General features: G+C 70.3%; 25 protein-coding genes. 12 read left to right on the top strand and 13 right to left on the bottom strand.

All coding sequences use genetic code 11. The features are described from left to right. Nucleotides 1-6: 6 nt before the first annotated feature. From arfB to AC0IW9_RS10930, 3 genes are read right to left on the bottom strand one after another with little or no spacing between them, the layout of a single operon-like run. Nucleotides 7-432: an alternative ribosome rescue aminoacyl-tRNA hydrolase ArfB gene (gene arfB / locus AC0IW9_RS10940; protein ID WP_471648268.1), complete on the bottom strand. Its 426-nt coding sequence runs from the start codon at nt 430-432 to the stop codon at nt 7-9. Further along, entirely contained in the window at nt 429-1,166 is a 738-nt protein-coding gene (gene eutC, locus AC0IW9_RS10935; protein WP_471648267.1) for an ethanolamine ammonia-lyase subunit EutC, read from the bottom strand. The genes arfB and eutC overlap by 4 nt, the downstream gene beginning before the upstream one ends. Further along, nucleotides 1,163-2,533: an ethanolamine ammonia-lyase subunit EutB gene (locus AC0IW9_RS10930; RefSeq protein WP_471648266.1), complete on the bottom strand. Its 1,371-nt coding sequence runs from the start codon at nt 2,531-2,533 to the stop codon at nt 1,163-1,165. Before AC0IW9_RS10930 ends, eutC begins: the two co-directional genes overlap by 4 nt. Nucleotides 2,534-2,632: 99 nt before the next feature. Here AC0IW9_RS10930 and AC0IW9_RS10925 point away from each other — a divergent pair, with 99 nt between their 5' ends. From AC0IW9_RS10925 to AC0IW9_RS10900, 6 genes are all read left to right on the top strand, one after another. After that, complete coding sequence (locus tag AC0IW9_RS10925; protein WP_290318216.1) at nt 2,633-3,163, top strand: thiamine pyrophosphate-binding protein; 531 nt, start codon at nt 2,633-2,635, stop codon at nt 3,161-3,163. A 5-nt stretch (nt 3,164-3,168) separates the two neighbouring features. Beyond that, nucleotides 3,169-3,780: a thiamine pyrophosphate-dependent enzyme gene (locus AC0IW9_RS10920; RefSeq protein WP_471648265.1), complete on the top strand. Its 612-nt coding sequence runs from the start codon at nt 3,169-3,171 to the stop codon at nt 3,778-3,780. Between the two features lie 30 nt (nt 3,781-3,810). Beyond that, on the top strand, nt 3,811-4,770 hold the full coding sequence (locus tag AC0IW9_RS10915; protein WP_471648264.1) for a Bug family tripartite tricarboxylate transporter substrate binding protein: 960 nt from the start codon (nt 3,811-3,813) through the stop codon (nt 4,768-4,770). Between the two features lie 11 nt (nt 4,771-4,781). Then, complete coding sequence (locus tag AC0IW9_RS10910) at nt 4,782-5,756, top strand: hydroxyacid dehydrogenase (RefSeq protein ID WP_471648263.1); 975 nt, start codon at nt 4,782-4,784, stop codon at nt 5,754-5,756. A 69-nt stretch (nt 5,757-5,825) separates the two neighbouring features. Next, nucleotides 5,826-7,196 carry an MmgE/PrpD family protein gene (locus tag AC0IW9_RS10905; RefSeq protein WP_471648262.1) on the top strand — a complete coding sequence of 457 codons (1,371 nt, stop codon included), beginning with the start codon at nt 5,826-5,828 and terminating at the stop codon, nt 7,194-7,196. Between the two features lie 77 nt (nt 7,197-7,273). Beyond that, complete coding sequence (locus tag AC0IW9_RS10900; RefSeq protein ID WP_471648261.1) at nt 7,274-8,665, top strand: MATE family efflux transporter; 1,392 nt, start codon at nt 7,274-7,276, stop codon at nt 8,663-8,665. Here the strand turns inward: AC0IW9_RS10900 and AC0IW9_RS10895 are convergent. From AC0IW9_RS10895 to AC0IW9_RS10875, 5 genes are all read right to left on the bottom strand, one after another. Beyond that, nucleotides 8,616-9,896: a TRAP transporter large permease gene (locus AC0IW9_RS10895; RefSeq protein WP_471648260.1), complete on the bottom strand. Its 1,281-nt coding sequence runs from the start codon at nt 9,894-9,896 to the stop codon at nt 8,616-8,618. The two genes, AC0IW9_RS10900 and AC0IW9_RS10895, sit on opposite strands and share 50 nt — an antisense overlap. A 10-nt stretch (nt 9,897-9,906) precedes the next feature. Further along, a complete protein-coding gene (locus AC0IW9_RS10890; RefSeq protein WP_471648259.1) occupies nt 9,907-10,425 on the bottom strand; it encodes a TRAP transporter small permease in 519 nt (172 codons plus the stop codon). A 3-nt stretch (nt 10,426-10,428) separates the two neighbouring features. Beyond that, on the bottom strand, nt 10,429-11,400 hold the full coding sequence (locus tag AC0IW9_RS10885; protein ID WP_471648258.1) for a TRAP transporter substrate-binding protein: 972 nt from the start codon (nt 11,398-11,400) through the stop codon (nt 10,429-10,431). Between the two features lie 98 nt (nt 11,401-11,498). After that, on the bottom strand, nt 11,499-12,410 hold the full coding sequence (locus tag AC0IW9_RS10880) for a dihydrodipicolinate synthase family protein (RefSeq protein WP_471648257.1): 912 nt from the start codon (nt 12,408-12,410) through the stop codon (nt 11,499-11,501). Beyond that, nucleotides 12,407-13,096 carry a GntR family transcriptional regulator gene (locus AC0IW9_RS10875; RefSeq protein ID WP_471648256.1) on the bottom strand — a complete coding sequence of 230 codons (690 nt, stop codon included), beginning with the start codon at nt 13,094-13,096 and terminating at the stop codon, nt 12,407-12,409. Before AC0IW9_RS10875 ends, AC0IW9_RS10880 begins: the two co-directional genes overlap by 4 nt. Before the next feature lie 58 nt (nt 13,097-13,154). Here AC0IW9_RS10875 and araD point away from each other — a divergent pair, with 58 nt between their 5' ends. From araD to AC0IW9_RS10855, 4 genes are all read left to right on the top strand, one after another. After that, entirely contained in the window at nt 13,155-14,894 is a 1,740-nt protein-coding gene (araD, locus tag AC0IW9_RS10870) for an L-arabinonate dehydratase (protein WP_471648255.1), read from the top strand. Between the two features lie 61 nt (nt 14,895-14,955). Further along, nucleotides 14,956-15,078: a hypothetical protein gene (locus AC0IW9_RS10865; protein WP_471648254.1), complete on the top strand. Its 123-nt coding sequence runs from the start codon at nt 14,956-14,958 to the stop codon at nt 15,076-15,078. Between the two features lie 51 nt (nt 15,079-15,129). After that, nucleotides 15,130-16,479, top strand: coding sequence for an amidase (locus AC0IW9_RS10860; RefSeq protein ID WP_471648253.1), 1,350 nt, complete (start codon nt 15,130-15,132; stop codon nt 16,477-16,479). Nucleotides 16,480-16,491: 12 nt separating this feature from the next. Continuing rightward, on the top strand, nt 16,492-17,115 hold the full coding sequence (locus AC0IW9_RS10855) for an HD domain-containing protein (RefSeq protein ID WP_471648252.1): 624 nt from the start codon (nt 16,492-16,494) through the stop codon (nt 17,113-17,115). On the opposite strand, the gene AC0IW9_RS10850 is transcribed toward AC0IW9_RS10855, so the two are convergent. Continuing rightward, complete coding sequence (locus tag AC0IW9_RS10850) at nt 17,096-18,163, bottom strand: LLM class flavin-dependent oxidoreductase (protein ID WP_471648251.1); 1,068 nt, start codon at nt 18,161-18,163, stop codon at nt 17,096-17,098. The two genes, AC0IW9_RS10855 and AC0IW9_RS10850, sit on opposite strands and share 20 nt — an antisense overlap. A gap of 77 nt (nt 18,164-18,240) precedes the next feature. Here AC0IW9_RS10850 and AC0IW9_RS10845 point away from each other — a divergent pair, with 77 nt between their 5' ends. After that, a complete protein-coding gene (locus AC0IW9_RS10845; protein ID WP_471648250.1) occupies nt 18,241-19,182 on the top strand; it encodes an AEC family transporter in 942 nt (313 codons plus the stop codon). A 33-nt stretch (nt 19,183-19,215) separates the two neighbouring features. Here the strand turns inward: AC0IW9_RS10845 and AC0IW9_RS10840 are convergent, their stop codons facing one another. From AC0IW9_RS10840 to AC0IW9_RS10830, 3 genes are all read right to left on the bottom strand, one after another. Continuing rightward, complete coding sequence (locus AC0IW9_RS10840) at nt 19,216-20,283, bottom strand: alpha/beta hydrolase (RefSeq protein ID WP_471648249.1); 1,068 nt, start codon at nt 20,281-20,283, stop codon at nt 19,216-19,218. Nucleotides 20,284-20,311: 28 nt separating this feature from the next. Beyond that, the gene (locus tag AC0IW9_RS10835; protein WP_471648248.1) at nt 20,312-21,418 is read right to left on the bottom strand and encodes an amino acid ABC transporter substrate-binding protein; all 1,107 of its coding nucleotides are present in this window, start codon (nt 21,416-21,418) and stop codon (nt 20,312-20,314) included. Nucleotides 21,419-21,487: 69 nt separating this feature from the next. Next, nucleotides 21,488-21,700 (bottom strand): hypothetical protein, encoded by a 213-nt coding sequence (locus AC0IW9_RS10830; RefSeq protein WP_471648247.1) that lies wholly within the window; start codon nt 21,698-21,700, stop codon nt 21,488-21,490. Between the two features lie 132 nt (nt 21,701-21,832). Between AC0IW9_RS10830 and AC0IW9_RS10825 the strand changes: the two genes are divergently transcribed. Beyond that, nucleotides 21,833-22,288, top strand: coding sequence for a hypothetical protein (locus AC0IW9_RS10825; RefSeq protein ID WP_471648246.1), 456 nt, complete (start codon nt 21,833-21,835; stop codon nt 22,286-22,288). A 75-nt stretch (nt 22,289-22,363) separates the two neighbouring features. Here AC0IW9_RS10825 and AC0IW9_RS10820 read toward each other — a convergent pair whose 3' ends face one another. Continuing rightward, a complete protein-coding gene (locus AC0IW9_RS10820) occupies nt 22,364-23,347 on the bottom strand; it encodes a Bug family tripartite tricarboxylate transporter substrate binding protein (RefSeq protein WP_471648245.1) in 984 nt (327 codons plus the stop codon). Nucleotides 23,348-23,388 lie beyond the last annotated feature (41 nt).

Raw genomic sequence — 23,388 nt, 5'->3', positions numbered from 1 at the left:
CCGCCCTCAATCCCGATCCTGGCGGCCCCGGCCCTTCTTCACATCGGCCCGCCGGCCCTTGCCCTCCAGCCGGCGCAGCTTGGACCCGAGCGTCGGCTTGGTCGGCCGGCGCGGCGGCGGCGGCGGGATGGCGGCTTCGCGGATCAGCTCGAGCAGCCGTTCCAGCGCATCCTCCCGGTTGCGTTCCCGCGTGCGGTGACGCTGGGCGGTGATGATGATGACCCCATCCTGCGTCAGCCGATGCCCGGCCAGCTTCTCCAGCCGGTGCCGCACCGCGTCCGGAAGGTTGGGCGAGAGCCGGGCATTGAACCGCAGCTGGACTGCGGTCTCCACCTTGTTCACGTTCTGCCCACCGGGGCCGGAGGAACGGATGAAATCCTCGCTCAGCTCCTCCTCGTCGAGGGCGATGCGCGGCGTGACGGGTATCTTCATGGCGACAGCAACGGCGTGGCCGGCTGTTCGTCCTTCAATGCCACGCCGGTCGCCCCCAGTTGCAGCGCCGCCCCGGTAAGCCAGAGCAGCTTCTCCGCCGCCGCCGCCGCATCGAGCCCGCCGGGGCGGATATTGGAGATGCAGTTGCGCTCGGCATCGGTCCGCCCGCGCCGGGGCGCGAGGGTGAGGTAGAGGCCGAGGCTATCGGTCGCGCTCAGGCCCGGCCTTTCGCCGATCAGCACCGCGACCATCGCGACGCCCATCGCCTCGCCAATCTCATCGCCCAGCGCCACGCGTGCCTGGCTGGCCAGCACGATGGGGGCGATCGCCAGCCCGGCCCGGCGCAGCAGCGGCACGGCGGCCGCGATCAGCCGCGGAGCCTGCACCTGCACCCCGGTGGCACAAAGCCCGTCGGCGACGACGAAGAGGAAGCTGCCCGGCGCGGCCGGCAGGCCGGCGCGATCCGCCTCCCGCAGCCGCCGGCCGAAGTCGGGGCGCAGCAGGTAGCTGCGGCGATCCCTGGCCTGGCTGGCGACCCGCAGCAGCGGTTCAGGCGCGATGGCGGCTTCCAGCGCCGGGGCGTCGAGGGTGGAATGCACCGCGTCCCGGGCCCGCGCATGGGCCTCCTGGAAATCGAGATGCGCCGCGGTCGGCAGGCCATGCCCGGCGCGGCCGAGCGCCACCCGCGCACTGGTGAAGCGGCGAAGGTCGGTCCAGGCAACCGGCTCGGTCATGCCAATCCGACCAGGGCCGGCGCCATACCGCCCGGCAGCAGCCCGGCCCCGCTGGCGGCCTCGATCCCCATGCGCGTCATCCAGGCCTCGAATTCTGGAGCCGGGCGCTTGCCCAGCGCCTCCCGCACATAAAGCCCATCGTGGAAGGAGGTGGACTGGTAGGCCAGCATCACGTCATCCGCCCCGGGCACACCCATGATGTAGGTGACGCCGGCGACGCCGAGCAGGGTCAGCAGCGCATCCATGTCGTCCTGATCGGCCTCGGCATGGTTGGTGTAGCAGACGTCGACCCCCATCGGCAGGCCGAGCAGCTTGCCGCAGAAGTGGTCCTCAAGCCCCGCCCGGGTGATCTGCTTGCCGTCAAAGAGATATTCAGGACCGATGAAGCCGACCACGGTATTGACCAGCAGCGGGTCGAAGGCGCGGGCCACGGCATAGGCGCGGGCCTCGACAGTCTGCTGGTCGACGCCGTGATGCGCCTCGGCCGAGAGGGCGCTGCCCTGGCCGGTCTCGAAATACATGCAGTTGCTGCCGACGCTGCCACGCCGCAGCGATAGCGCCGCTTGGTGGGCTTCCGCCAGCAGGGAGAGGGAGACGCCGAAGCTGCGGTTTACCGCCTCGGTCCCGCCGATCGACTGGAAGACCAGGTCGACCGGGGCGCCGCGCTCGATCGCCAGCAGGCTGGTGGTGACATGGGCGAGGACGCAGCTCTGCGTCGGGATGGCATAGCGGTCCCGCACCGCATCCAGCAGCTCCAGCACGCGGATCGTGGTCTCGAGGTTATCGGTCGCCGGATTGACCCCGATGACCGCATCCCCCGCCCCCAGCAGCAGCCCATCGAGGATTGCCGCCGCCACGCCGCGCGGGTCGTCCACCGGGTCGTTCGGCTGCAGGCGGATCGAGAGCCGGCCGGGCAGCCCGAGCGTGTTGCGGAAGGCGGTCGTCACCCGGCATTTGGCGGCAACGGCGACCAGGTCCTGCAGCCGCATGATCTTGGACACGCCGGCCGCCATCTCCGGCGTCAGCGCGGGACGGAGCGCCGCCAGGGCTGCCGGCTCGGCTGCCAGCAGCCAGTCGCGAAAGCCGCCCACCGTCAGATGGGCGATCGGGGCGAAGCCGGCCGCATCATGACCATCGAGGATCAGCCGGGTGACCTCATCCGCCTCGTAGGGCACTACCGCCTCATCCAGGAAATGTCGCAGCGGCAGGTCGGCCAGGGCCCGTTGGGCGGCCACGCGCTCGGCCGCGGTCTCAGCCGCCAAGCCGGCCAGCACGTCGCCCGAGCGCAGCGGCGTGGCGCGGGCCAGCAGGGTGCGGAGATCGGGGAATGTGTAGCGGGTGCCGCCCACCGTCTGCGCGAAGCCCATAATTGCTCTCCTGATGGTTTCCTCTAGCCCGGCCGGGCCCGGTCTTGCCAGCGCGGCGGCGGCGCGGGATGGTGCGGCCAACCCCAATCGAGGAAACGCATGCAACCGGATACCTCTGCCGAAGACTGGCCCGACCAGATCTATGGCCTGCTGAAGGACCACGGCATCCGCCAGGTCGCGCTGGTGCCTGATGCCGGGCATTCCCGGCTCATCAAGCGCTGCCTCGCCGACAACGACATCAAGGTCGTGACCCTCACCACCGAGGAAGAGGGCATCGGCATGCTCTTCGGCGCCTGGCTGGGCGGGGAGAAGGGCGTGCTGCTGATGCAGTCCAGCGGCGTCGGCAATTGCATCAACATGCTCTCGGTCGCCATCGCCCACCGGACGCCGCTGCCGATGATCGTGACGATGCGGGGCGACTACGGCGAGTTCAACCCCTTCCAGGTGCCGATGGGCAATGCGACCCAGACGGTGCTGGAGGCCATGGGCACCCTGGTGAAGCGGGCCGACAGCCCCGAGGATATCGCGCCGACGGTCAATGCCACCCTGCGCATGGCCTTCAATACCTATCGCCCGACCGCGACCCTGATCGGCCAGCGCGTCATCGGCGCCAAGACCTTCGGGAAGTGAGCCCCATGGCAAACATCGAAACCGGCGCGACCGGCAAGCTGCTCCGCCGCACCGTGGTCTCCGCCCTGCTCGAGGACCGCCGCGGCATGCTCTGCATCGCCGGCCTCGGCGCGCCGGCCTGGGACATCACCGCCGCGGGCGACTGCCCGGAGAACCTGCCGCTCTGGGGCGGCATGGGCGGCGCGGCGATGATGGGCCTCGGCCTGGCGCTGGCCCAGCCGGACCGCAAGGTGCTGGTCATCACCGGCGACGGCGAGATGCTGATGGGCATCGGCTCGCTGGCGACCATCGCGGTGCAGCGGCCGAAGAACCTCTCCATCGTCGTGCTCGACAACGAGCACTACGGCGAGACCGGCATGCAGGAGACGCATACGCATCACGGCGTCGACCTCGTGGCGATGGCGAAGGGCGCCGGCATCGGCGATTGCCGCCTGGTGAAGACGCCGGAGGAGGTGCTGGCGCTGCGCCAGGCGATCCATGCCGGAGCCGGGCCGCTCTTTGCCCAGGTGAAGATCGACGAGCAGACCCTGCCGCTGGTGCTGCCGCCGCGTGAGGCGAGCATCCTCCAGGCGCGGATGCGCGAGGCCATCATGGGCAAGTCGGCGCATCTGCAATGATGTAGCCCGGGCTGAGAGGGAGGACGGGTAATGAAAAGAAGAAGCCTGCTGGCGGTCATGGCCGCCCTCCCCTGCCCGGCCCTCGCCCAGAACTGGGCGCCGGATCGGCCGATCCGCCTGATCATCCCTTTCGCCGCCGGCGGCAGCACGGATGTGACGGCGCGGCTGGTCGCCCAGGCACTGGGCGACCGGCTCGGCCAGCCGGTCGTCGCCGAGAACCGGCCGGGCGCCGGCGGCAATATCGGCGCCGAGGCAGCGGCCCGGGCCACGCCGGATGGCCACACCCTGTTCATGGCGGTCAGCGGCATCCTGGCCGCCAACAAGGCGCTGTATAAAACCCTACCCTTCGACCCGCTGAAGGACTTCGCCCCGATCTCCCAGGTGGCGGTGATTCCGAATTTGATCGTGGTGAACCCCGATCTGCCGGTCCGCGACCTCCCCGGGCTGATCGCCTATGCCAAGGCGCGGCCTGGCCAAGTCAACTACGGCAGCGCCGGCTCCGGCACCTCGCTGCATCTCGCCTCCGCCCTCTTCGCCGCCAAAGCCGGGCTGGAGCTGGTGCATATCCCCTATCGCGGCGGCGCCCCGGCGGCGACCGACCTGATGGCGGGCAAGATCCAGATGCTGGCCTCGCCCCTGGTCGAGGTGATCGGCGCCGTCCAGGCCGGGCAGCTCCGGCCATTGGCGGTCACCACGCCCCGGCGCTCCGCCCTGCTGCCCGATGTGCCGACGGTGGGCGAGACCCTCCCCGGCTTCGCCATCCCGCTCTGGAACGGCATCGTCGCCCCGGCCGGGACGCCCATCGCGGCGGTGAACCGCATCTCGGCCGAAATCGGCGCGGCGCTGCGCAGCGAGGCACTGATGAAGCCCCTCGCCGAGCAGGGCAGCGAGCCGGCCCCGAGCACCCCCGAGGACTTCGCGACCTTCATCCGTGCCGAGATCCCGCGCTGGGCGGAGATCGTCCGGCTTTCCGGCGCAACCGCCGACTAGGACCCTGAACCATGCCCCATGTCGTCTGTCTCCGCCCCGTCCATCCTGAAGCCCTGGCCCTGCTGCGCGCCCGCCCCGGCGTGACGGTGGAGGTGCTGAACCCGGTGAATGACGAAACCATCGCCGCCTCCATCCCGAAGGCGGATGCGGTCATCGTCCGCGCCACGCCGATCAACCGCGCCTTCCTCGCGCATGCGACCAACCTGCGCATCGTGGCGCGGCACGGCGTCGGCTACGACGCGGTGGATGTGCCGGCGCTGACCGAGCGCGGCATCCCGCTGACGGTCACGCCAGATGCCAATGCAACCTCGGTCGCCGAGCATGCGATGATGCTGCTGCTGAACATCGCCCGGCAGACCCGCTTCTACGATGCGGCGACGCGCGAGCTGCGCTGGTCCAACCCGCCGGTGCCGGCGACCTTCGACCTGGCCGGCCGCACCCTGCTGGTGATGGGCTTCGGCCGCATCGGCGGGCGCGTCGCCCGGCTGGCCCATGCCTTCGGCATGAAGGTGCTGGTCCGCGACCCCTTCATCCCGCAGAACACCATCAAGGGCGCCGGCTTCATCCCGGTGAAGGACCTCCAGGCCGGGCTGGCCGAGGCCGATGTCGTCACCATCCACCTGCCGAGCAACGAGAAGACCCGCGGCAGCGTCAACGGCGAGTTCTTCGCTTCGATGAAGCGCGGCGCGGTGCTGGTGAATACCGCGCGCGGGACCCTGGTGGACGAGAAGGCGCTGGCCGGGGCGTTGACCTCGGGCCATCTCGCCGCCGCCGGCCTCGACGTCTTCTGGGAGGAGCCGGCAAGCCCGGACAACCCGCTGCTCAAGCTGCCGAACGTCCTCTGCACGCCGCATACCGCGGCGGCGACGGATCAGAGCCTGCGCCGCATGGCGCTGTCCTGCGCCGAGAGCATCCTGCAGGTCTTCGACGGCAAGCTCGACCCCGACGTGGTCATCAACCAGGAGGTGCTGCGCGGCAACGCGTAGCCCCGCCCGATCGCGGAGGGCCGCATGGCCCGAAGCGTGAATCGGACGGCCTTCAGAAGGAGTCACAGCATGGTGGAGAACCCGCTTCCCGTCCTCGCCGAACACGCCGCATCCTGGCGCGACCGGCCGCTCTCGCCCGAGGTGGCGCATCACGCCCGCCGGGCGCTGATCGACTGGTTCGCGGCGCTGCTGCCCGGCTGCTCCAAGCCGCCCGCCACCCTGCTGGCGGCCGCCATGGCAGCGGAACGCGGCCCGGGGCGGGCGACCTGCTACGTCGATGGCAAGCCCGGGCCGCTGCGCCATGCCGCGCTGCTGAACGCGACGGCCAGCCATACCGTCGAATTCGACGACATCTTCCGCGATGCCGGCTACCACCCGGGCTGCCCCACCATCGCCCCGGCGCTGGCCACGCTCCAGGCCCATGGCGGGACGATGGAGCAGCTGCTCCGCGCCATCACCGCCGGCTACGAGGTTTCCTGCCGCATCGGCATGGCGGTGCAGCCGAGCCACTACAAGAACTGGCACACGACGGGCACCGTCGGCACCTTCGGCGCGGCGGTGGCGACCGCCGTGGCGCTGGGCTGCGATGCGACGAAGATCGGCCATGCCATCGCCACCGCCGCGACCTTCGCCGGCGGCTTGCAGCAGGCCTTCCTATCGGATTCCATGTCGAAGCCGCTGCATCCCGGCCATGCCGCCGATGCCGGCTCACTCGCGGCCATCGCGGCGGCGGCGGGCGTCACCGGCGCGCTGGATGCGCTGCATGGGCCGAAGGGCTTCGCCGCGGCGACCAGCGAGGATACCGGCAAGTGGGACAAGGCCTTCGCCGATCTCGACAGCCGCATCTGCATCACCGAGATGACCTTTAAGAACCATGGCTGCTGCGGCCATATCTTCGCCGCGCTGGACGCGGTGCGGGACCTGCAGGCGGAACATGGCTTCAAGGCGACCGACGTTGCCAAGATTCACGTCGGCGGCTACGGCCCGACGAAGAGCATCTGCGACCGCCCGGTGATCAGCACCGAACAGGAAGCCCGCTTCTCCGTCCAGTTCACCATCGGCGCGCTGCTCGTCCTCGGCGGGGTGCGGATCGCGGCCTTCGAGCCGGAAAACCTGGTGAACCCCGCCATCCGCGCCATCATGCCGAAGGTGACGGTGGAACTGGACCCCGAGCTGGCCGACGCCTATCCCGGCCAGCGCGCCGCCAAGGTCTGGATCACCCTCAACGACGGCCGGGAGCTGTACCGCTTCCAGCCGACCCGCAAGGGCGACCCGGACGCGCCGCTGAGCGATGCCGAGCTGTCCGAGAAATTCCTGGAACTGGTCGCCCCGGTGATCGGCGAGCGCGCGGCGGCCGCCCTGCTGGACCAGCTCTGGACCAGCGATGCCCTGCCAGGAGCGGTGCCGCTGCTGGCCCCGATGCGTCAGGCCGCCGAGTAGACTTTCCGGCACCGGCCGGAACCAATGGGTGGGGGCCCGACCTAAGGCTGGGCTTCCCCCATCGTCTGGATACTCCCTTGGCCAGCGCCACCGACCACAATGCCCGCTTCCTGACGGGCTCAACCATGCGCCATGTCACCGTCATGGCGAGCACCGGCGCCATCGGGCTGGTCGCCATCTTTGCGGTGGACCTGCTCAACCTGCTCTATATCTCGATGCTTGGGCAGCAGCCGGTCGCCGCGGCGGTGGGCTTCGCCGGCACGGTGGGCTTCTTCCAGGTCTCGCTGGCGATCGGCCTGACCATCGGCGTCAGCGCCGCAGTCTCCACCCGGATCGGCGCCGGCCAACTTGCGGAGGCGCGCCGGCTGGCCACCGCCGGGCTGGTGCTGATCATCCTGGCGACCTCCCTGGTCGCCATCGCGACGGTCGCGGCGCTTGAGCCCATCCTGCGGCTGCTCGGGGCCGAGGGCGAGACCCGCAGCCTGGCGGCGGGCTTCCTGGCGCTGACCGCGGTTTCGGTCCCCTTCCTCGCCGCCGGCATGTGCTTCGCCGCGCTGCTGCGCTCGGTCGGCGATGCGCGGCGGTCCATGAACGTAACCCTGGCCGCCGCCTTCGCCACGGCGGTGCTCGACCCGCTGCTGATCTTCGGCCTGGGGCTGGACCTGACGGGGGCGGCGATCAGCACGGTGCTGTCCCGCGTATTCCTGGCCTTCGTCGGCTGGCATGGCGTGACCCACAGCCACCGGCTGCTCGGCCGTTTCACGCCGGCCGCCTTCGGCGCCGATACCCGCAGCATCCTGTCGGTCGCCGGGCCGGCGGTGCTCTCCAACCTCGCCACGCCGGTGGCCGCCGCCTATGTCACCGGCAGCATGGCGCTGTTCGGCCCGGCGGCCGTCGCCGGCCAGGCGACCATCGACCGCATCACCCCGGTCGCCTTCGGCCTGGTCTATGCGCTGACCGGGGCGGTCGGGCCGATCGTCGCGCAGAATGCCGGTGCCGGACGCTACGACCGGGTGCGCAGCGCAGTGCGGGACAGCATGGTCTTCACCCTGGTGGCGGTGCTCGGGGCCTGGGCGGTGCTTTGGCTGGCACAGGACCTGCTGGTGGCGGCCTTCTCCGCCCGCGACGCGACGGCCGAGATCGTCCGGCTGTTCTGCTCCTGGACGGCGGGCAGCTTCGTCTTCATCGGCGCGCTCTATGTCTCGAACGCGGTCTTCAACAACCTCGGCCGGCCGCTGCTATCCACCGCCTTCAACTGGGGCCGGGCGACGCTGGGGACCATCCCGCTGGTCATGCTCGGCATCAGTCATGGTCCGGCCGGGATCATGCTGGGGCAGGCCATCGGTTCGGTGGTTTTCGGCGCCGCGGCGGCGCTGGTTGCCTTCCGCGTCACCGGCCAGCTTCGCGCTTCCGCGCCCCTCAGCGGAACAGCGCCGGCAGCCACAACGACAGCGCCGGCACATAGGTGACCAGGGCGAGCACCACGACCATCGCGCCATAGAAGGGCCCGCTGGTCTTGGTCGCATCCCACATGCTCACCTTGCCAACCGCGCAGGCGACGAACAGCACCGGCCCGACCGGCGGGGTGATGGTGCCGATCCCGAGGTTGACGATCAGCACGATCCCGAACTGCACCGGGTCCATGCCGATCGCCTTGACCACCGGCAGGAAGATCGGCGTGCCGATCATGATCAGCGGCGCCATGTCCATGAAGGTGCCGAGCAGCAGCAGGATGACGTTGATGATCAGCAGGGTCATCAGCGGGTCGTCGGTGATGCCGCGCATCATGGCGACGGTCATCGCCGGCACCTGCAGCAGCGCCATCAGCCAGCCGAAGGCGGAGGCCGTGCCGATGATCAGCATCACCATGCCGGTCGTCCGCACCGCACCGCCAATCGCCGAGACGAACCCCTCCCAGCGCAGGCTCCGGTACACGAACAGCACCACCAGCAGCGCATAGATCACCGCGACGCAGGCGCTCTCGGTCGCGGTGAAGACGCCGCTGCGGACGCCGGCGAAGATGATGACGATCAGCATCAGCCCGGGGATGGCGTTGAAGACGAGCCGCGCCAGCATGGCCCAACCCGGGAAGGCCTCCCGCGGGTAGCCGCGCTTTACCGCGACCAGCCAGGCGACGACCATGAGGGAGACCATCATCACCAGCCCCGGCACGATGCCGGCGGTGAAGAGGTCCGCCACGCTGATCGCCCCGCCGGCCGCGATGACATAGAGGATCATGTTGTGGCTGGGCGGGATCAGCAGGTCGATCAGCGCCGCATTGGCGGTGACGTTCACCGCATAGTCCGGCGCATAGCCGCGCGCCTTCATCTGCGGGATCATCACCCCGCCGACCGCGCTGGCATCCGCCACCGCCGAGCCGGAGACGCCGCCGAACAGCGTCGCCGCGACGATATTCACCTGCCCCAGCCCACCGCGCAGATGCCCGACCATGGCGGCCGCCAGCGCCACCAGCCGGTCGGCGATCTGGCCGCGCATCATCAGGTCGCCGGCGAAGATGAAGAAGGGGATCGCCAGCATGGAGAAGACGTTCATGCCCGATGCCAGCTGCTGGAACACCACGATCGGTGGCAGGTCCATGTAGAGCACGGTGGCGAAAGCCGCGGCGCCGAGGCAGAAGGCGACCGGCAAGCCGATCAGCAGCAGCAGCGTGAAGGCGCCGAGCAACAGGGTCAGTTCCAAATCCGTGCCCTCAGCTATCGGTCAGGATGGTGTCTTTGGGCACGCCCACCGGGTCGGCGCCGGTGACGACATGCGCCAGCAGCCGTTCCACCCCGAACAAGGCCATCAGCACCCCACCCAGGGTGATCGGCAGGTATTCCACCGTCCCCGGCAGGCCCAGCGTCGGCAGGGTCGCATCCCAGACCGTCAGCGCCAGATCAGCGCCATACCAGGCCATCGCCGCGCCGAAGATGGTGATGACCGCATCCGAGACGACCTTGCAGGCCAGTGCGAGCGGCGGCGGCAGCACGTCGCGCAGGGTCTCGAAGCCCATGTGGAAGCCTTCCCGCACCCCGGCCGCGGCAGCGCCGAGGATGACCCAGCCCATCAGCAGCAGTGCCGAGGCTTCCGCCCAGGCCGGCGTGTCGTTCAGCACGAAGCGACCGAAGACACCCCAGGCGACCACGCCCGTCATCACCACCAATGCCAGCCCGGCGACGAACAGTGCCACCCGGACGGCGCCGTCCAGCAGGGCCGAGAATGCGCGCACCGCTCAGCCTTCCCGGATGCGTTCGACCAATTGCTTCAGTTTGGCATCCCGCACGAACTGGTCGTAGACCGGGCGCACCAGCCTGGCGAAGGCCGGCTTGTCGGCCTCGACGATCAGCGCGCCGCCGGCCTCCACCTGCTTGCGCGCATCCTCCTCCATCTTCACCCAGAGGCCGCGCATATGCGGCACGCTTTCCTTCGCCGCGGCGCGGATGATCTCCTGGTCCGGCTTGGCGATGCGGTCGAAGCTGCGCTTGCTCATCGCCACGATCTCGGGCGTGAGGGAATGCTCGGTGAGGGCGTAGTGCTTCGCCACCTCGAAATGCCGCGCGGTGAGGTAGGAAGGGTAGTTGTTCTCCGCGCCATCCACGACGCCGGTCTGCAGGGCGGAATAGACTTCACCATAAGGCAGCGGCGTGGCATTGGCGCCGAAGGCGCGCATCATCGCCACCCACATGTCGGATTGCTGGACCCGGATCTTCATGCCCTTGAGGTCGTCCGGCGTCCGCGCCGGCTTGCCGCGCGTGTAGAAGCTGCGCGCGCCGGCATCGTAGTAGCACAGCGTCACCAGCCCATGCGGCAGGGTCGCGCGGCCGATATCCTCGCCGATCGGCCCGTCCATTACCTTCTGCATATGTGCGGTGTCGCGGAACAGGAAGGGCAGGCCTGCCACCAGGGTTTCCGGGACCAAGTTGTTCAGCGGCGCGGTATTGACGCGGGTGATGTCGATGACGCCGAAGCGGGTCTGCTCAAGGCTGTCCTTCTCGTCGCCCAATTGGCGGGAATGGAACATCTGGATGCGGATGCGGCCGCCGGTCCGCTCCTCGAGCAGCTTGCCCATGTATTTCACGCCCTCGATGGTCGGATAGCCATCGGGGTGGATGTCGGCGGCGCGGAGGGTGAGGCCCTGGGCACTGGCACGGCCGCCGATCCAGGGGGCTGCCAAGGTCGCGCCGAGCATAAGACGACGGGTCAAGGCGATGCTCTGCATGGAAATCCCCTCCGCAGGGCGATCTTGCGTCGCCCACTACCTGCTATAGCAGATAGCAGGATGCTCCCCGCCTCGCCGAGAAGTCAATGCTGGCGTGCGAGCTTGCCCCAGCGGGCCATGAGGTCCCGCAAGGCCGCGGCCGAACCGGGCGGCAGCGGCCAGGCCGCGGGCGGCCGGGCGGCGCCGGCCTCGATCCCGGCCAGGATCAGCGCCGCCTTCACCACCGCGACATTGGCGCCGTTCTGCTCCTCCGACCGCAGCGCCTCGAAGCCACCGATCGCGGCGATGGCGGCATTGGCCCCGGCGTAGTCGCCCGCCCGCAACGCATCCCGGATGGCGGCTGACCGCTCCGGCGCGACATTGATCAGGCCGGAGGTGAAGCCCCGCGCGCCGAGCGCGGTCATCGGCGGCGCCCAGGGCTCCGCCAGCCCACAGATGAAGCCGACCCCCTCGGCCGCCCGGCGCATCGCCTGGGCGAGCACCATGAGATTGGGCGTCGCCCATTTCACTGCGACGACGCCGGGGATGCGGGTCAGCGCCTCGATCGCCGGCAGGCCGATCCCGTCGTTGCGGAGATAGAGCACCACGGGCAACCCCGCCGCCTCGGCCACGCGCGCCACATAGGCGACCACGCCGCGCGGTGCGACGAAGGGATCGGGTGGCTGGTGGACCATGATGGCATCGGCGCCATCGGCGGCGGCACGACGGGCCAGGGCGCAGGCCTCCGACACGCTGCGGCCGATGCCCGCCGTCACCGCCATGCGCCCGCCGACCAGGGCTGGCACCTCGGCCTGCATGCGCTCGGCCTCGGCATAGGTCAGGCCATAGAATTCGCTGGTATTGCCATTGATTGTCACGGCATCGATACCGGCCGCGACACAGGCTTCGACGATGGGCACTAGCCTTGCCGGGGCAATGGCATCCGCCGCATCGAAGGGCGTCACCAGAATGCCGGAAATCCCGGATAGCGCGGCGGCCAGGGCATCGGGCGTCATGCGGGGCGTTTCCTGGGGGGCGAGAGAACACCATTGGTGGTGAGCGACCGCAGCACATGTGCCCGCATCCGTGCCTCGGACAGCACCGGGTCCCTCGCCCGCAGCGCGGCGAGGATGCTGACATGCTCGCGCAACGCCTTCGGCATGTCCTTCGGCGCGCTGCCGATGGCACGCAGCCGGCCGAGATCGTCATAGGCGCGCAGCGCCTCAAGCGAGCGCACCAGGAACATATTGCCGGTCGCGCCCTGCAGCAGGGCGTGGAAGCGCTCGTTCAGCTCGGCCAGCGCCTCGGTATCCGCCGCCGCCGTCGCCGTGCGCATGCCGCGCACCACTTCGCCCAGGCTGGCGAGGTCCTCGCCGGTCATCCGCTCGGCCGCCAGCGCCGCGGCAACCCCTTCCAGCGCGGCCCGGATGCGACCCAGCTCGGCCAGCCGTTCCAGTCCGAATTCCGCCACCACGGTGCCGCGCCGTGGCAGGGTCACCACCAGCCCGTCCTGTTCCAGCCGCCGCAAGGCCTCCCGCACCGGTTGGGCGGAGATGCCGAGGGCGCTCGCCATGCTGCGTTCCGAGATGCGGCTGCCGGCCTGGAGCGTGCCCTGGACGATGCTGTCGCGCAGACGCCGGTAGGCGCGCTCGCCCAGCGACAGGGTCTCGGCCTCGGCGAAGGGTTCGACGGCGGTGGACATGGACATCTGCTATAGCAGGTGGCAGTTTGCCCCGGAAGTCACGCCGGAGGGAAAGCCCATGGGAAACCAGCCGCGCCGCAAGACGGCCGAGCAGCTGCGCAGCCACCGCTGGTTCGGCGTGGATGACATCCGCGCCTTTGGCCACCGCTCCCGCCTGCTGCAGACCGGGCTTTCCGAGCAGGACTTCCGCGGCAAGCCGGTCATCGGCATCATCAATACCTGGTCCGACCTCAGCGTCTGCCACGCCCATTTCCGCACCCGGGCGGAGGAGGTGAAGCGCGGCGTCTGGCAGGCCGGCGGCTTCCCGGTGGAACTGCCGGCGCATCCCGTCACCGAGCAGTACCAGAAGCCCTCCTCCATGCTCTACCGCAACCTGCTGGCGATGGAGACGGAGGAGCTGGCCCGCAGCCATCCTTGCGATGGCCTTGTGCTGCTCGGCGGCTGCGACAAGACGCCGCCGGCGCTCGTCATGGGCGCGCTCTCGGCCGGCCTCCCCTGCATCTTCGTCCCCGCCGGGCCGATGCTGAGCGGCAACTGGCACGGCAAGAAGCTGGGCTCGGGCAGCGACGTGTGGAAGTACCATGCCGAGCTCCGCGCCGGGAACATCAGCCAGGCGCAGTGGAAGGACATGGAGACCGGCATCGCGCGGTCCTTCGGCACCTGCATGACGGCCGGCACCGCGGCAACGATGATGCTGGCGGTGGAAGCGATGGGCCTGTGCCTGCCCGGCGCCTCCTCGATCCCCGCCGCCGATTCCGCACATCCGCGCATGGCGACCTCCTGCGGCCGCCGCATCGTGGACATGGTCTGGGAGGATGAGACCCCGGCGCGGCTGCTGAGCCAGGCCAGCATCGACAATGCCGTTACCGCGACCATGGCCTTCGGCGGCTCGACCAATGCCATCCCGCACCTCATCGCCATGGCGCGGCGCGGCGGCTTCCAGCTCGACCTCGAGCGCTTCGATGCCATCAGCCGCCGGGTGCCGCTGATCGCCAACCTGCGGCCGAACGGCGACACCTTCCTGATGGAGGATTTCTTCTACGCCGGCGGGGCGCGGGCCTTCCTGGCGCGGCTGGCGCCCTACCTCGATCTCACTGCCCGCACCGTCACCGGCGCGACCCTCGGGGAGAACCTGGACGGCGCCGAGATCTACAACGAGGAGATCATCCGTCCCCTCGACCGGCCGCTGCAGGCGGAAGGCGGCGTCGCCATCCTGCGCGGCACGCTCGCGCCGCGCGGCGCCGTCATCAAGACCAGCGCCGCCGACCCGAAGCTGTTGACCCACACCGGCCCGGCCGTGGTCTTCGAGGACTACAACGACATGAATGCGCGCCTCGACGACCCCAACCTGGAGGTCACGGCCGATAGCGTGCTGGTGCTGCGCCAGGCCGGGCCGCAGGGTGGGCCCGGCATGCCGGAATGGGGCATGATGCCCATCCCGAAGAAGCTGCTGAAAGAAGGCGTCCGCGACATGGTGCGGCTGTCAGATGCCCGCATGTCCGGCACCAGCTACGGCACCTGCGTGCTGCATGTGGCGCCCGAATCGCATGTCGGCGGGCCGCTGGCGCTCGTCCGCAACGGTGATCTCATCCGGCTGGACGTCCCGAACCGTACACTGGACCTGCTGGTCGATCCGGCCGAGATGGAGGCACGTCGCGCCGCCTGGGTCGCGCCACCGACCCGTTATGCCCGCGGGTGGACCGCCCTGCATCTCGCCCATGTGCGCCAGGCCGATGAAGGCTGCGACTTCGACTTCCTGGAAGCTGGGGCGCCGACGCCGGAGCCGGAAATTCACTGAGAGTTGCGGAGCCATTTCATCCTCTTTCACGTTATATGCCACGATGTGAGAGGATGGATGCATGAGCGACGAGGAGTCCGGCGCGGAGTTCCAGCTGATGGAGGGCTGGATGTTCGGTGTGGTGATGTTCCCACCGGCCATGGCTGAAATCGTGCGCAATCCGCCCGCGAACGATCCGGAGTAATAGCCGGGTAAACATCTTGTGCTGGCCGTCAATCCTGGCCAGCATCCGGCCATGCAGCACATCGCCGACGCCGCCGCCGCCCTGGCCAGCGGTCGAATTTCCGCCGAAGCCCTGGTCGATGCCGCGCTCGACCGCATCGCCGAACCGGGTGGCGAGGGCCAGCGTGCCTTCACCGCCGTGCATGCCAAGGCGGCCCGGGCCGAGGCCCGGGCCATGGACGCATTGCGTCATGCCGGCCGGGCGCCCAGCCCTTGGGCCGGCATTCCCATCACCGTCAAGGACCTGTTCGACGAGCATGGCCATCCGACCCCGGCCGGCTCCGCCGTCCTGAAGGATGCGCCAGCGGCCAGCCAGGATGCGCCGGTGGTGGCGCGGCTGCGGCGCCAGGGCTTCGTCATCCTTGGCCGCACCAACATGGTGGAATTCGCCTTCTCCGGCCTGGGCGTGAACCCGCATTACGGCACGCCGCGCAGTCCCTGGGACCGCGCCACCGGGCGGCTGCCCGGTGGTTCCTCCTCCGGCGCGGCGGTCGCGGCGGCGGATCACATGGGCTTTGGTGGGCTGGGTACCGATACCGGCGGCTCCTGCCGCGTGCCGGCGGCGCTCTGCGGCGTGGTCGGCTACAAGCCGACGGCGAAGCGCGTGCCCATCGCCGGCGTGCTGCCGCTGGCGCCCTCGCTCGATTCGGTCGGGCCACTGGCCCGCAGCGTCGCCTGCTGCGCCCTGCTGGATGCGGTGATCAGCGGCGTCGAATCGCCGCAGCCGGTGGCGCCCCGGGCACTCGCCGGGCTACGGCTTGGCCTGCCGCGGCGGACCTTCCTAACCGACGACATCGACACCACCGTGGGCAATGCCTTCCAGCGCGCGCTCTCGCGGCTCTCTGCCGCCGGCGCGCGGATCGAGCTCTTCGATATCCCGGAACTCGCCGAGTTGCCGACGGTCAATGCCACCGGCGGCTTTGCGGCCAGCGAGGCCTGGGCCTGGCACCGCGGCCTGATCGGCGTCCGCGGCCCGGGCTACGACCCGCGCATCCTCGCCCGCATCCGCCGCGGCGAGCGCATGAGCGCGGCGGACTACATCGACCTCCTCGCCGCCCGCGCCCGGCTCTGCACTGCCGTGGCGAAGCGGACGGAAGCCTTCGATGCGATGGTGACGCCGACCTGCCCGATCGTCCCGCCCGCCATCGCCGAGGTGGAAGCCGAGGGCGAGTACAACCGGATCAACATGCTCCTGCTGCGGAATACCGCAGTCGGCAATTTCCTCGACCGCTGCAGCATCAGCCTGCCGATCCAGCGGCCGGGCGAGGCACCGGTGGGGCTGATGCTGACCGGCGAGCACATGGCCGATGCCGCATTGTTCCGCACCGCGGCGGCGATCGAGGCGGCGTTGGCGGAGGGCTGAACGGTTGCGGCCATGACGGCACCGATCCGGCGCTCCGCCGAAGGCTGGAACGCCCTGCTGGCCGCCTTGCCGGAGGCCATGCGGGCGGAGGTCGCCACCGCCTATGCCGGACCGGCCCGCCACTACCACGACGGCGAGCATGTCGGCGGCATCTGGGCCACCTGGCTGGCGCTCGGCGGCGATGCCGGGGATCGGGCGATCCTCTGGGCCGCGGCCTATCACGACCTGATCTACGACATCCCGGCGCCCAAGGGCCGGAACGAGACGGAATCGGCCCGGCAGTTGGCCCGGATCGGTTCCGCCTTGCGGCTGGACCCAGTGGTGCTGGACCAGGCCATCGACATGATCGAGGCCACCGCCGACCATCTGGCCGCCATGGCCCCGCGGAACCGGCTGTTCTGCGACCTGGACCTCGCCGGGCTGGCCTGCGACCCCGCCGGCTTCGCGGACAATACCGCCCGGGTGCGGCGGGAATACGCGATGGTGCCGGAGGCGGCGTTCCGCACCGGCCGTCGCGCCTTCCTGGCCGGGCTGCTGGCGGAACCGGCCATCTTCCGGTCCGGCCAGGTGCCGGGCTGGTGGGAGGCGGCGGCGCGCGAAAATATTCGCCGCGAGGCTACCGAAAGGCCCGCATGATGCGGCCCCAATCCTCGATCGCCGCCTCCTGCCCCGGGACGATCTGCACGGTGAACTCGGTATAGCCGGCATCCCGCAGGTCGCCGACCCGCTGGCGCAGCTCGGCCTCGGTCGCGGTGAAGCTGCTGATGCGGATCATCTCGGCGGTGACGAAGGGCTTCTCCTCCGGCTTGACGAACATCAGGTGGCCGCGGTGGTTGTTGAGGTAGGGCGCGTCCTTCGGCTCGAAGCTACGGGCCAGGGCGACATAGCCCTCCACCGCCGCGCGGCACTGCTCCGGCACCGGGGAGATGTTGGGCAGGCCGGACAGCACCTCATCCGCCGCCCGATGCAGCAGCACTGCGGCGCGCGGTCCGGCCTGGGCCATGGCGCGGGGGCTGTCGCAAGGCTCGCCCTCCTCCAGCACGCAGCCGAGGACGAAGGCCGTCGCTTCCAGCGCCTTCGCCTGGCCGGCGGCACCCCAGGCCTGCTGCATCTCGCCCAGCATGGCGACGGCGGCAGGGACGTCGGAGAAAAAGTTGATCCAACCGGCCCCCAGCCGCGCCGTCAGCGCCCGGGCGCGTGGGCCGGCGGCGGCCAGATGCAGCCGCATCGGCGTCCGGGTATCGATCAGTCCCAGGTCGGGATTCAGCAGGCGGATCTTGTGCCGCGCCCCCTCGATCTCGGTCTCCACCGTCTCCTCGGCCAGCAGGGCGAGCATGACGCGGATGTATTCCTCGAAATCCCTCAGCTTCATCGCGCCGAGGCCCATGGCCCGCCGCCCGGTGAAGCCGGTGCCGATGCCGATATCGACCCGCCCCGGCGCCAGCTTGTTCAGGGTGGCGAAGGCATTGGCGGTGACCGCCGCAATGCGGTTGGAGGGGATCAGCACCCCGGTGCCGAGCCGGATGCGGCTGGTCTTCACCGCCGCGGCGCCCATGGCGACGAAGCAGTCGGCGCTCAGCATCTGGGTGTCGTAGAACCAGGCGGTGCGGAAGCCGAGCTCCTCGGCCCGGGCCGTCAGCTTCCAGGCGGTGGCGTCGGTCGCCATGGCGATGCCGAATTCCATGCTTGCGTCTCCTTTTGTTCGGCGCAGCCAAGCGCGCAATGGGCGACGGGGCAAGCGGGGCCGGTTATGCTGCCCCGGTGATTGCCTTCCTAGCCCTTTGCCTGCCGATCTTCGCCGTGGTCGGCCTGGGGCTGGGCGCGGCACGGCTGCGCCTGATCCAGCCGGCGATGGTCGATGCGGTCGGCGCCTTCTCCTTCCTCTTCGCCCTCCCGGCGCTGCTGCTGCGTCTCATGGCGGCGCAACCACTGGCGCGAAGCTTCGAGGCCGGCTTCTTCTTCGGCTACCTCGGCGCCTGCCTCGGCATCTTCGGCGCCGTGATGCTGGCCGCCCTGCCCTTCCGCCGGCGCGGCCCGGCGGCGGCGATCGGCGCGGCGGCGGCCATGGGCAATGTCGGCTATCTCGGCCCGCCGCTGCTGCTGCCGCTGCTGGGCGAACGCGGGGCCGGGCCGATCGCCATGTCCATCATGTCGGAGGTCGCGGTGGTCCTCGCCCTCGGTTCCGTGCTGATGGCCCCGGCCGTCCCCGGCGCCGGGCTGCGCAACGGGCTGCGGGCGCTGCGCTCGGTCGCGCTGAACCCGGTGCTGCTCTCCATCACCGGCGGGGCGCTGCTCGGCGCCGCGGGCATCCCGCTGCCGGGGCCGATCGAGCGCTTCCTCGGCTTCCTCGGCGCCGCGGCGGGGCCGACGGCGCTCTTTGCCCTCGGCGGCACGCTGGCGCGGCTGAAGATCGACCGGCGGCTGCTGGCGGCGGCCGGCGGGGCGGTCATGGCGAAGCTGGCGGCCTATCCGCTGCTGGTCTGGGTCGTACTGGGCACGGTGCTGCGGCTGGAGCCCTTCTGGGTGCAGTCCGGCGTGCTGCTGGCCGCGATGCCGACGGCGACCAATGCCTTCGTCATGGCCCAGCGCAACCAGGCGGCGGAGGACGAGGTCTCCGCCGTGGTGCTGTTCTCCACGCTGATCGCCGCGCTGGCCTTCCCGGCGACGGCCTGGCTGATGGCGCCGGCCGTCGCGGTGCCCTGAGCGCTACTTGCCACCGAGCTACTTGCCCCCGAGCTACTTACCCAGATGCCGGTCGAAGAAGCCGGCGATCTCGCCGAAGGCCTCGCGGCTCTCGGGCGCGGTGTCGTCGCGGTAGTAATGCGCGTGGGACTGGCCCTCGAAGACCTGCAGCGAGGCCTCGACGCCGGCCTGGCGCAGCGCCCGGTGCATCCGCACGGTATTGCTCAGCAGCAGGTCGCGGGTGCCGGTGGTGAGGATGGTCGGCGGGAAGCCGCGCACATCGCCGTAGATGGGCGAGAGCAGCGGGTCGCGCAGGTCGTGGCCATTGGCGTAAAAGCGCGTCGCCGCATCGCAGAAGCCGTCTACCGCGACCAGCACGTTGTCGACCAGCCCATTGGTCTGGAAGCTGTCGCCGACGCCGGTCACGTCCGACATGGGCGTGCCCGGGGCGATGGCGGCCGGCAGCGGCAGCCCCTCCGCCTTGGCCCGCAGCACCATCTCGAGCGTCAGCGCCCCGCCGGCGGAGCTGCCGAAGATCGCCATGTTCCGCGCATCGGTGGTCTGCAGCGCCGCCTTCCAGACCGCCATGGCATCGTCGAGCGCGGCGGGGAAATAGGCCTCCGGCGGCATGCGGTAGTCGACCGAGATGACGCGGTAGCCGCCGAAGCCGGCCATGAAGATGGCCTCGGGCAGCCCGGCCTCACCGGGGTTCAGCACGTAGCAGCCGCCATGGACATGGATCAGCAGGCGGTTGCGGTTCTCCGGCCGGATCTCGCGCGGGGTGACGCGGAAGACCTTCACGCCGCCCATCTCGGCCGCCTCGACATCCACCTTCAGCCGCTCCCGCAGACCGGGCAGGCCGAGCCGGGTGGCGGCAGCGCCGGCCTCGGCCAGGGCGCGCCAACCTTCCGGCGTGGTCGGCGGGGTGTTCCAACCCTGGCGCAGCGGCGCGGCGATCAGCCGCTGCACCTGCGGGCTGGGCGAGCTCGGCACCGGCAGGCTGCGGGCGGGGACGTCGCGCGGACCGGGGCCGGAGTTGGGGCCAGCAGGCTGGGCCATGGCGGCCGGCGCGGCGAAGGCGAGCAGGCTGGCGATCGCGCAGCCCAGCGGCAGCTTGGACATCGGGGTTTCCTCTCGGTTTCCCCGCACCCTAGCGGATCGGCGGCGCGTACATCAGCCCACCGCGGCTCCAGAGGTCGTTCAGTCCGCGCGGCAGCTTGATCGGGCTGCCCATGCCGAGGTTGCGCTCGAAGATCTCGCCGTAATTCCCCGCCGCCTTGATGGCCCAATAGGCCCAGCGCCGGTCGAGGCCCATCAGCGGCCCATGGTCGCCGGAGAGCCCGAGCAGCCGGCGGACCTCAGGATTCTGGCTGGTGAGAAAGCTATCGATATTGGCCTGGGTGATGCCCAGCTCCTCCGCCGTCAGCAGCGCGAAGAAGGTCCAGCGGATGATGTCGAACCACTGGTCGTCGCCGTGCCGGACCACCGGCGCATGCGGCTCCTTGCTGATGATCTCCGGCAGGATCACGTGCTCGGCCGGATTGGGGAAGGAGGCGCGGAGCCCCGCGAGCTGGCTGGCATCGGTCGAATAGGCGTCGCAGCGCCCGGCCAGGTAGCTGCGCCGGGCCTCGTCGTTCTGCTCGAAGACCACAGGGTTGTAGCGGATGTTGTTGGTCCGCGCCCAATCCGACAGGTTCAGCTCGTTGGTGCTGCCGGCGACGACGCAGATGGAGGCGCCGACCAGCTCGCTGGCGGATTTCAGCCCAAGCGAGGCGCGCAGCAGGAAGCCCTGGCCGTCGAAGAAACTCACCGCGGTGAAGTTCAACCCGTTGGCCGTGTCGCGCCCCTGGGTCCAGGTCACGGTGCGGATCAGCACGTCGATCTGGCCGGACTGCAGCGCCGTCAGCCGCGCCGTGGTGGTCAGCGGCACCCAGCGGATCTTGGTCGGGTCGCCCAGCGTCGCACCGGCTACGGCGCGGCACAGGTCGTTGTCGATGCCCCGGTATTCGCCCCGGCTATCCGGCAGGGAAAAGCCGGCGGCGCCAGTGGAGGTGCCGCAGATCAGCAGGTCCCGCCCCTTCACCGCCGCCAGGGTCGGGCCGGCGGCCTGGGGTTGGCCCTGTGCTGGCCCCTGGCCAGACCCTTGGCCAGCACCTTGGGAAGCAGACCCTTGGGCCGGACCCTGCGCCCTGAGCGAGCCGGGGGCGAGCAGTACGAGGCCCGCGGCAAGGGCCGCGGCGAGAATGGGGGCGTGCATCAGGATCTCCCGGCTTTGCCGGCATGATGCCCCCCTGCGGGCGTCCCGCCAACCACGTCGCTTGCGATACTAACCGGCTTTGGCGCGCGCCATGTCCACCACCGGCACCGGCAGCGCCTCGCTCAGCACTAGCACATGCGCGGATACCGCATCCGACAGGGGCTCTGTGCTGCCGGTCACCAGCCATTGGCTCCATTCGCTCTGCCACTGCGCGACCTCGACTTCCTGGCCATCGATACTGATCCAGTAGAAGCCGGCGTCACGATCCTCCGGGTCTGCCATTCGCCTACCTCCGGAATCGACAACGCGGCTTGAGCAATGGGTTGCGCGCCCCGCGCGCAATCCATGCCGAAAATGCCCGCTGGACTGGCCGCGGCCGGCCCATGGCGCTAGGCTTCCGGCATGGAAGCCTGGATGCGACGCGATGTCCTGCTGGCGGCGGCCTCGCCTTTCGGCCTTCCCGAAGGCCAGCGGCTGCGCATCACCAACCAAGCCTTCGGCTGGACCGTGCTGCGGGACAGCCAGGCGGCACCCGCTGCGCGGGAGACCGGCATGGTCCTGGTGCGGGCGCAACGGCCGGTGGCGCCAGCCGACCGGCCAGGGCATCTCGCCGCCAGCCTGCGCCACTTCCGCCCCTTCCACTTCAACCTGTTGCCGGCAGAGGAGGTCATCGAAGCCGCCGGTCTGCCGGGGCGGGCGATCGAGTCGCAGGCCATCGCCATCGGCAGCCGAATTCCGGTGATGGTGCGGGCGGTCTGCCTCTTCGGGCGGGGCCGCAGCTATCTCATCATCGGCTCCGCCCCGCTGGCGGACTGGGCGACGATCCGCCCCGAGGTGCTGCGGGTGATTGAGGGTTTCCGCCCCGGCTAGCTGCTTAGGTCAGGCTGCCTGTTCCGACGTGCCGGGCAGCGGTCGCCGCACCGCGAACAGCGTTGGCAGCGATCCTCACTCCGGGGTGATGCCGGTGCGCTGCAGGACCGGCTCCCACCGCCGCCGATCCGCGTCCAATGCGGCATCCAGCGCGGCATGGCCGAGATAAGCCGGATCGAAGCCGCGCTCCATCAAGAGGTTGCAGAAAGCCTCATTGGCCATGATGTCCTTCGCCGCGGCTTCCAGCGTCGACACGATGGCGGGCGGCGTCCGCACCGGCGCGGCAAAGGTGTACCAGAGCTCCGCCGCATAGCCCGGCAGCGCTTCGCCGATCGCCGGCAGCTCCGGCCAGGCGCGCGCGCGGGTTGCCGCGGTCGTGGCCAGGGCGCGCACCTTGCCTTCGCGGATCAGGGTCTCGACCGCGCTGGCCGAGGCGAACATCACCTCCACCTCGCCGGTCAGCAGCCCGGTGACCGAAGGGCCGGTGCCGCGATAGGGGACGTGGATGATCTGCGTTCCCGCCAGGTCGTCGAACAGCGCCGCCGCCAGGTGCTGGGAGGTGCCGGCACCGGGTGTGCCGTGGTTGAGCTTGCCACGATTGGCCCGGGCATAGGCGATGAACTCCGCCAGGCTGCGCGCCGGGACGTCGTTGTTCACCACCAGCAGCATCGGCGTGCTGGCGAAGCGCGCGATATGCACGAAATCCTTCTTCCAGTCGTAGCCGGGGTTGCGGAACAGCAGGTCGCTGATGGCGATGCCGTTGCCGGTGATCAGCGTGGTATAGCCATCCGCCGCAGCCTGGGCGGCCGCGGCCTGGCCGATATTGCCGCCGGCCCCGCCGCGGTTCTCGATCACCACCGGCTGGCCCAGCCGCTCCCCCAGCGTGCGGGCAACAAGGCGGCCGAGATTGTCCGTGCCGCCGCCTGGGGTATAGGGGACGATCAGCCGGATCGGCCGCGTTGGGTAGGTCTCGGCGCGCGCCGGCGCGGCGATGGCCAGCCCGGTGGCCAGGGTCAGCAGCCCACGGCGCCCCAGCGGCGTATAGGTGACGGGTCGCAAGGTCGGTTCCTCCGGTGATCCTGGTTTGCCAGGTTGATCTT

The sequence above is a fragment of the Belnapia sp. AC561 genome (genome assembly GCF_979252845.1).
Note: the sequence above shows the minus strand (reverse complement) of the source record. Positions and strands in the feature narration are given on the sequence as shown.

Bases quoted from the DNA above. Each gene is read 5' to 3' on its own strand.
- AC0IW9_RS10920 (WP_471648265.1), top strand. From the start codon at position 3,169: ATGGCAAACATCGAAACCGGCGCGACCGGCAAGCTGCTCCGCCGCACC.
- AC0IW9_RS10905 (WP_471648262.1), top strand. From the start codon at position 5,826: ATGGTGGAGAACCCGCTTCCCGTCCTCGCCGAACACGCCGCATCCTGG.
- AC0IW9_RS10835 (WP_471648248.1), bottom strand. From the start codon at position 21,418: ATGCACGCCCCCATTCTCGCCGCGGCCCTTGCCGCGGGCCTCGTACTG.
- AC0IW9_RS10830 (WP_471648247.1), bottom strand. From the start codon at position 21,700: ATGGCAGACCCGGAGGATCGTGACGCCGGCTTCTACTGGATCAGTATC.
- AC0IW9_RS10930 (WP_471648266.1), bottom strand. From the start codon at position 2,533: ATGGGCTTCGCGCAGACGGTGGGCGGCACCCGCTACACATTCCCCGAT.
- AC0IW9_RS10875 (WP_471648256.1), bottom strand. From the start codon at position 13,096: ATGTCCACCGCCGTCGAACCCTTCGCCGAGGCCGAGACCCTGTCGCTG.
- AC0IW9_RS10825 (WP_471648246.1), top strand. From the start codon at position 21,833: ATGCGACGCGATGTCCTGCTGGCGGCGGCCTCGCCTTTCGGCCTTCCC.
- AC0IW9_RS10855 (WP_471648252.1), top strand. From the start codon at position 16,492: ATGACGGCACCGATCCGGCGCTCCGCCGAAGGCTGGAACGCCCTGCTG.
- AC0IW9_RS10915 (WP_471648264.1), top strand. From the start codon at position 3,811: ATGAAAAGAAGAAGCCTGCTGGCGGTCATGGCCGCCCTCCCCTGCCCG.
- araD (WP_471648255.1), top strand. From the start codon at position 13,155: ATGGGAAACCAGCCGCGCCGCAAGACGGCCGAGCAGCTGCGCAGCCAC.
- AC0IW9_RS10850 (WP_471648251.1), bottom strand. From the start codon at position 18,163: ATGGAATTCGGCATCGCCATGGCGACCGACGCCACCGCCTGGAAGCTG.
- AC0IW9_RS10880 (WP_471648257.1), bottom strand. From the start codon at position 12,410: ATGACGCCCGATGCCCTGGCCGCCGCGCTATCCGGGATTTCCGGCATT.
- AC0IW9_RS10860 (WP_471648253.1), top strand. From the start codon at position 15,130: ATGCAGCACATCGCCGACGCCGCCGCCGCCCTGGCCAGCGGTCGAATT.
- eutC (WP_471648267.1), bottom strand. From the start codon at position 1,166: ATGACCGAGCCGGTTGCCTGGACCGACCTTCGCCGCTTCACCAGTGCG.
- AC0IW9_RS10865 (WP_471648254.1), top strand. From the start codon at position 14,956: ATGAGCGACGAGGAGTCCGGCGCGGAGTTCCAGCTGATGGAGGGCTGG.
- AC0IW9_RS10840 (WP_471648249.1), bottom strand. From the start codon at position 20,283: ATGTCCAAGCTGCCGCTGGGCTGCGCGATCGCCAGCCTGCTCGCCTTC.
- arfB (WP_471648268.1), bottom strand. From the start codon at position 432: ATGAAGATACCCGTCACGCCGCGCATCGCCCTCGACGAGGAGGAGCTG.
- AC0IW9_RS10925 (WP_290318216.1), top strand. From the start codon at position 2,633: ATGCAACCGGATACCTCTGCCGAAGACTGGCCCGACCAGATCTATGGC.
- AC0IW9_RS10910 (WP_471648263.1), top strand. From the start codon at position 4,782: ATGCCCCATGTCGTCTGTCTCCGCCCCGTCCATCCTGAAGCCCTGGCC.